Origin of the sequence: Novosphingobium sp. ST904 (assembly GCF_001298105.1) — a bacterium.
Lineage (GTDB): Bacteria > Pseudomonadota > Alphaproteobacteria > Sphingomonadales > Sphingomonadaceae > Novosphingobium.
The window spans coordinates 1-6,068 of the sequence record NZ_LGJH01000066.1; the positions used below are offsets into that span (position 1 = coordinate 1).

Here is a 6,068-nt window from a genome sequence, read left to right on the forward strand (position 1 = left end):
CCCCTGCCGCCCTGCCCTGACCGGATATGCCCGCTGATGCCGAACCTTTCCCATTCCCCCCTGCCGGCCCACGGCGATCACCGCCGCGCCGGATTCCTGGCTTTTCGCCGGGTCGCAGATCGATCTTGAGGGGCTGAGGGCAGCGCTGGTCCGCCATCGCTGGCTGGTCCTGCTGATCTGCGGCGCGGGCCTGTTGCTGGGTCTGACCGTCACCGTGCTGACCGTGCCGACCTACCGCGCCGAATCCAGCATCCAGATCGACCAGCAGGCATCGCGCGTGCTGGACGCACCCGATATCGAGCCGGTGCAGGCCGTCCAGGACGCCGACCGCTTCCTCCAGACCCAGACCGAGATCCTGCGCAGCCGCGCCCTGGCGATCCGGGTTGCCGAAACGCTGGGCCTGTTCGGCGGCAACGGCTTCCTGGAGGCCATGCACGTCAAGCCGCTGTCAGGCGCGATGGGCACGCTCGGCGCCGGGGAGGCGCACCGCGAGCAGGTGATCGCCGTGCTGCGCGACAACCTGTCGATCACCCTGCCAGACGGTTCGCGCGTGGCCCGCATCGCATTCGACAGTCCGGACCCGGCGATGGCCGCCAAGGTCGCCAATGCCTTCGCCAATACGATGATCTCCAGCAACCTCAGCCGCCGGTTCGACACCTCGGTCTATGCCCGCCAGTTCCTGCGCGAGCAGCTCGAACAGGCCAAGGAACGGCTTGAGGAATCCGAACGCAGCATGGTCGGCTATGCCCGCTCCAGCGGCATCATCGACACGGACGCCATCCGCGAGGCGGGAAGCGCCGCCAGCGGCGCGCCGTCCCTCGTCGCATCGAGCCTGATCGAATCGAACGATGCCCTGTCCCAGGCCCGCTCGCGCCGGATCGACGCCGAACAGCTCTGGACCACCACCCGTTCCGCCCCGCTGATGAGCCTGCCCGAAGTGCTCTCCAATCCGGCGATCCAGACGATGATGGAACGCGCGCGGAACTGGAGGGAAGCTACGCCGAACAAAGCCAGCGCCGCCAGAACGACCATCCCGACCTCATCCGCCTGCGCAGCGAGATCGCCGCGCTCAACCAGCGCATCGCCCATCTCGCCGAAGATATCCGCAGTTCGATCCGCAACCGCTTCCGCGCCGCCGAGCTTCAGGAACAGCAGATGCAGGGCGAGGTCGAACGGCTGCGCAACGCGACGCTGAGCGAGCAGGACCGGTCGATCCGCTACACCATCCTGCGCCGCGAAGTGCGGACCAATCGCGAACTTTACGACGGGCTGCTCCAGCGCTTCAAGGAAGTGAGCGCGGCGGCGGGCGTTTCGGCCAACAACATCTCGATCGTCGATCTCGCCTCGACGCCGGTTCGCCCGGTGGCGCCCAATCTCCCCGTCAATCTCGGCCTTTCGCTGCTGGCCGCCTTCGTCGCCGCGATCGGCGTGATCTACTTGCGCGAAAACCTAGACGACATGCTGCGCACGGTGGACGATGCCGAGCGCAAGCTGGGCGTCACCGGGCTCGGCATGGTCCCGCGCCTCGACGCGGGCGTGACTTTCCGCGACGAAGTGGAAAAGCGCAATTCCAGCTTGTCGGAGGCGATCCACACGATCCGTTCGGCCATCGAGCTTGCAGGCGGAAACGGGCCGCCGCGCACCGTCTTCATCACCAGTTGCGGCAAGGGCGAAGGCAAGACCAGCACCGCCTATGCCCTCGCGCGGGACTTTGCGCAGATCGGCCGCCGCGTGCTCCTGGTAGACGCCGACATGCGCCGCCCCTCGATGCACAAGCTGCTCTCTTTCGAGAACAACGCGGGGCTGGCGGACCTCCTCAATCGCGAAAAGGCCATCGAGAACGTGGTGCGCCGCACCGCCATCGCCGACCTCCATTTCATCTCGGCCGGCGCCGCGGAGCCCAATCCCGCCGAACTGCTGGCATCCGGCACCCTTCCCTGGCTGATCGGCCAGCTGGAGGAGATGTACGATATCGTCATCATCGACGGACCGCCCATGCTGGGCCTCGCCGATGCGCCGAGCATCGCCGTCCATGTCGAGGCGACGCTGTTCGTCATCGATGCGGGCCAGACGCGCCGCAAGACGATCCGCTCGGCCCTGCGCCGCCTGCGGCTCAGCCGGGCGACGCTGCGCGGGGTCATTCTCAATCGCGTCGATGTCCGCACGCTCGGCTACGGCTACGAGTCCTACTATCGCTACGATGAGGAAGCGCGCCGTCCGCGCTCTTGGCTGGGACGGCGATGACCCCTGCCCACGCATCCTTCATTCACGCGGGCAGGCCGCTGCTGGCACTGGGCGCGGCGCTTGCCGGGGCCGTGCTGGTCGTCCAGGCCAACCTCGACCGGCTGCGCCCTGGCTCTGCGGCGGCCACGGAAACGTCGCTGGCGGGCAGGCTGGCGGAGCGGCCCTATGACGCGGCCGCGCTGCGGGAACTGGCGCTGCTTCGCCAGCGCACGGGCAAGGGGCCGGAAGCGCTGGTGCTGGCGCGCCTTGGCGGCGAGCTGGGCTGGCGCGACAGCCGGACCCAGACGATGCTGATCGCCGACGAAGTCCGCCGGGGAGACGAAACGCAGGCGATCCGGCGCATCGATGCGCTGCTGCGGCGCAAGCCGGCGCTGGAACCGCTGCTGCTGCCCGTGCTTCACCGCGCCGCCACCGACGCGCGCGGCCGCGACGCCCTGCTGGACCGTCTCGCCGCCGCGCCGTCCTGGCAGGACGGCTTCTTCCGGCAGCTCGGCACCCTGCCGCCGGAACTGGAAACGGCGCACGAACAGCTGCTGGCGCAGTGGCTGCAAGGCCCGGCGCCGCACCGACGGGACGACCTGATCGCCTATGTGAAAGTTCTGGTGGATCGCCGGGAATACCGCCGCGCCAGAACCTTGTGGATCGCCCATGCGGGAACCGGCGATACGCCGGTGCTGGATCCCGCGTTCGCGCAGCTCGATCCCGCCGCCCCTTCCGGCAGTGCCGCCCCCTTCGCCTGGAGCGCGCAGCGCGTGCCGGGCGCCGAACTCGAAATGGTGGCGGGCAGCGGCGGCAAGGCTCCGCGCAGGCTTTCCGTCACCGCCGGGCAATCCGCCTTCGGCACTTTGCTGAGCCAGCATATCGTGCTGGCGCCGGGCAGCTACAGCATCGACGCGCTCATGCCGTCCAGCGCCGCCTTCCGGCGCGGCGCGCTGCACTGGACCGTGGACTGCCTGCCCCGCGGCCCCTCGATCGCGATGGTCGGCACCGCGGCGGCAGGGCGCTGGCGTCAGTCCTTCGCGGTGCCGCAGTCCGGCTGCACCGCGCAAGTGCTCTCTCTCGCCGCCCGCCGAACGGACGATCCGGCGCCGAGCCACGCCAGCATCGAACGCGTCCTCATCACCCCGTCCCCGGACGGCCCGGAGGACCGGTCATGACATCGCCGGACCTGCTTGCGGGCAGCCATCGCGGCCTTACGGGCGCGGCGCTGCTCCTGATCATGGCCGTTCTGGCGGGCGGCGGCGGCAGCGGCCATGCCGTGGCGGAAATCGCTATCGAACTGGCCTCCATCGCCGTGGCCGCATGGCTTCTGGCCAGCCCGCTGCCGATGCGCGGGCGCGGCGCGCTGGTGCCGCTGGCGCTTCTGGCCGCATGGGCCGGGCTTGCGGCTCTCCAGCTGGTGCCGCTGCCGGCGCCGGTCTGGCGGGCGATGCCGGGACGCGAACTCGCCGCCGCCATCGCCGATCATGTCGGCGCCGGACAAGCCGCGCATCCGCTCAGCCTGGACCCGGCCGCCACCCGCCGCGCGCTGGCCGCGCTCCTGCCCGCAGGCGCGATGCTGCTGGCGGTTGCCCACATGGACCTGCGCGAACGCCTTGCCCTGAGCGCCGTCGCCATCGGATGCGCGCTCGCCAGCCTCCTGCTGGGCGTGATGCAACTGCTTTCGGCGGGCCAGTGGGGAACGCTCTATCCCGAAGGGCATCTCGGCTATGCCACCGGCCTGTTCGCCAACCGCAACCACCAGGCCAGCTTCCTGCTGGTCGCCGTGGCGCTGGCCTGCACATTTGCCGCGCGCAAGGCTTCGGGTTCGATCCTGGCCCTGCTGCTCATGGCGAGCCTTGCCGCCGGTGTGATCGCCACGACATCGCGTGCGGGCCTGCTCCTGCTGCCAGTCAGCCTGCTGCCGCTGGCGGCCTCGATCCCCGCGCGTCGCCTCAGGTGGCTGGCCGTGCTGCCACTGGTTGCGGCAGGCGCATACGCGCTTGCCATGAACAACGCGATGGTCCGCATCGTCATGGACCGCATCCGCAACGGCAACATGGAGCGCCTGTCGTTCTGGCAGGACAGCGGAACCGCGATCGCGCGCTTCTGGCCGTTCGGCTCCGGCTACGGCACTTTCGCCGGCGTGTTCCAGACGGTGGAGCCGCTCGAACATGTCGGGACGCACTACGTCAACCACGCGCATAACGACCTGCTCGAAATCATGCTCGAAGGCGGCATGCCGGCAACCCTGCTTTTCGCGGCCGGGATCGCATGGTGGCTGCGCAGAGGGGTCTCGGCCCTGCGCGAAACCGGCTCCGCCCGGCGGCTCGGGATCGCGGCCTGGACCGGGATCCTCGTCCTCCTGCTCCATTCGCTGGTCGATTATCCGGTCCGCATGCTCCCGGTGGAACTGGTTGCGGCGATGCTCGCAGGCTTCCTCGTACCGCCCGCCCCCCCTGCTCAGCCCGCGCGCCGACGCCTTGGCACGCCCCACTCCTCGATCAAGCAAGCGACAGTCCGATGATGTCCCGCCAACTGCTTTCGGCCCTGCGCCGGGTTCCCCTGCCGGTGCTGGCCCACCAGATCCGCCGCAAGGCGCGCGACCGCTTCGCCGCCCTCGCACCCGGCGCCTATGGCCGCGCGATGGAGCGCCGCGCATCCCGCTTTCCCGCGCTTGCAGGGGCGGGGCAGGCCACGGTTCCGGTCGCGCTGGCAGCCTTCATCGGCCGCTATTACCGCGCGGACCGCACCGCCTGCGACGATGCCGCGCGCGGCGCTTTCGAACTGATGGGCACGAGGGTCGATTTCGGCAGCATCGCCGCCATCGACTGGCGGCACCGGCTGGAGAGCGAGAACGACCATAATCTCTGGCGCATGAAACTGTGCCAGCTCGAAATATTGCACAGCCTGCTGGCCGGAGGCCGCGAGGCCGACGGGCCGACGATTCACGCGCTGCTGGACAGTTTCGAAAGCGCGGCCGGGTTCGATCTTGCTGCCCCGTTCCGGACGATCTGGTCTCCCTACGGCGCATCCCACCGCATTCTCGCCGTGCTGAGCGGCCTCGTCCTCGCATCCGCGCAGGGGCGCACCGATCCCGAACTGCGCGCGCGTATCAGCCGCTTCCTGCACCGGGACGCGGCCTTCGTCCGCGCCAATGTGGAACACGACCTGCGCAACAACCACACCGAGCGCAACCTTGCCGCGCTGTGCCTCTATGGCATGGCCTGCCGAGGCTACAGCCCGGCGCAGGCAAGGCGGCTCGACCGGGAAGTCAGCGCGATCGTCATGCAGACGATCCTCGCGGACGGCATGCAGATCGAACGTTCGGCCATGTACCAGGGCCTCAGCGTCATGGCCCTGCACATCTTCGCAGCCTCCGATTTCCTGAGCGAAGCGACCCGCGCCCTTGCCGCCGAGCGCGCCAAGGCGGCGGAACGGGCCTGGCGGATGCTGTCCCACCGCGACGGGGACATTGCCCTGTTCAATGACAGCTGGCTGGGCGAGACCCCCACCGCACGGGACATCCTCGGCCCGAGGATCCGGCCCGCGCGCTGTCGGGCCGCCTTCCCGACGCGGGCTATGCGCGCCTGACGGCCGGCGCGATCGACGTCTGGATGGACGCCGGACCGATCGGCCCCGGCTGGAACCCCGGCCACGGCCATGCCGATTTCCTCGCCGTCGAAGTCGACGTCGAAGGCGAGCGGCTGTTCGTCGATCCGGGCACATCCCAATACTCGACCGGCCCGCGCCGGACTCACGAACGGTCGGCCGCCAGCCACAACGGTCCCTGCTTCGAGGGCGCCGAGCCGGTCGAGTACCTCGCTGCTTCAAGGTCGGCCGCT

The 6,068-nt window shown here is 69.7% G+C and carries 6 protein-coding genes; all 6 read left to right on the forward strand.

The genetic code is table 11. The annotated features are described in order from the left end of the window. Positions 1-118 precede the first annotated feature (118 nt). On the forward strand, positions 119-1,195 hold the full coding sequence (locus ADT71_RS00735) for a Wzz/FepE/Etk N-terminal domain-containing protein (RefSeq protein ID WP_255351591.1): 1,077 nt from the start codon (positions 119-121) through the stop codon (positions 1,193-1,195). Next, positions 1,156-2,244 (forward strand): polysaccharide biosynthesis tyrosine autokinase, encoded by a 1,089-nt coding sequence (locus ADT71_RS00740; RefSeq protein WP_054434228.1) that lies wholly within the window; start codon positions 1,156-1,158, stop codon positions 2,242-2,244. The genes ADT71_RS00735 and ADT71_RS00740 overlap by 40 nt, the downstream gene beginning before the upstream one ends. Further along, positions 2,241-3,401, forward strand: coding sequence for a hypothetical protein (locus ADT71_RS00745; RefSeq protein WP_054434230.1), 1,161 nt, complete (start codon positions 2,241-2,243; stop codon positions 3,399-3,401). The genes ADT71_RS00740 and ADT71_RS00745 overlap by 4 nt, the downstream gene beginning before the upstream one ends. Continuing rightward, entirely contained in the window at positions 3,398-4,750 is a 1,353-nt protein-coding gene (locus ADT71_RS00750; RefSeq protein WP_054434232.1) for an O-antigen ligase, read from the forward strand. The genes ADT71_RS00745 and ADT71_RS00750 overlap by 4 nt, the downstream gene beginning before the upstream one ends. Then, positions 4,747-5,817 carry a hypothetical protein gene (locus ADT71_RS00755; protein WP_156336375.1) on the forward strand — a complete coding sequence of 357 codons (1,071 nt, stop codon included), beginning with the start codon at positions 4,747-4,749 and terminating at the stop codon, positions 5,815-5,817. Before ADT71_RS00750 ends, ADT71_RS00755 begins: the two co-directional genes overlap by 4 nt. A 23-nt stretch (positions 5,818-5,840) precedes the next feature. Continuing rightward, on the forward strand, positions 5,841-6,068 hold a 228-nt coding region (locus tag ADT71_RS31810; RefSeq protein ID WP_369818137.1), incomplete at its 3' end, for a heparinase II/III family protein.